This window comes from Vibrio sp. 1288, from assembly GCF_033344475.1.
In genome coordinates this window covers 1-615 of record NZ_JAWPOX010000744.1, presented here as the reverse complement: position 1 = coordinate 615, position 615 = coordinate 1, and the positions used below count along the sequence as shown (strand labels likewise).

Below are 615 nucleotides of genomic sequence, written 5' to 3'. Positions count from 1 at the left end.
TTTTCAGCCCTAAACCACCTACTTCAGTAGGTGGTTATCATCCGTTTCGGCTTTGCCTGTAAAACTACTCATGCTAAATGCGTCTTTGATTTTTCCAGAAGTCAAAGAGGACAAATAACATGAGTAGATACAATCAAGCTTCCCACGTATTTTGGCGTTGTCAATACCATATAGTGTGGACGCCAAAGTATCGATTTAGGATCTTGAAGAACAATATAGGTAAAGAAGTTTATCGATGTATTTATGTTTACTGTAATCAACTTGGATGTGAAGTCGTAGAGCTAAACGTACAAGTTGACCACGTCCATTTAGTTGTAAAGGTCCCACCAAAGCTTTCGATATCCAAGTTGATGGGGGTATTGAAAGGCAAAATAGCCTTAAAGCTATTTAGCAAGTTTCCTCACCTTAGGAAGAACAGGCTTTGGGGTAATCACTTTTGGCAAAGAGGCTATTTTGTCGATAGTGTTGGAATCAATGAAGAAATAATACGCCGATATGTAAGACATCAAGAGAAGCAAGAGCGAGTAGAGCAGCAGCAATTGGCGCTGGACTAAACAAAGGCCCCCTTTTAGGGGGCTCACACAAAGCCACCTTCTTTAGAAGGTGGTAATTTAC

General features: G+C 40.5%; 1 protein-coding gene. It reads left to right on the top strand.

The features are described 5' to 3' along the window. Positions 1–119: 119 nt before the first annotated feature. Positions 120–554 carry an IS200/IS605 family transposase gene (gene tnpA / locus R8O11_RS29115; RefSeq protein ID WP_017633711.1) on the top strand — a complete coding sequence of 145 codons (435 nt, stop codon included), beginning with the start codon at positions 120–122 and terminating at the stop codon, positions 552–554. The last annotated feature ends 61 nt before the right edge of the window (positions 555–615 follow it).

Excerpts from the sequence above, each read along its gene's own strand:
- tnpA (WP_017633711.1), top strand. The coding sequence starts at position 120 with ATGAGTAGATACAATCAAGCTTCCCACGTATTTTGGCGTTGTCAATAC.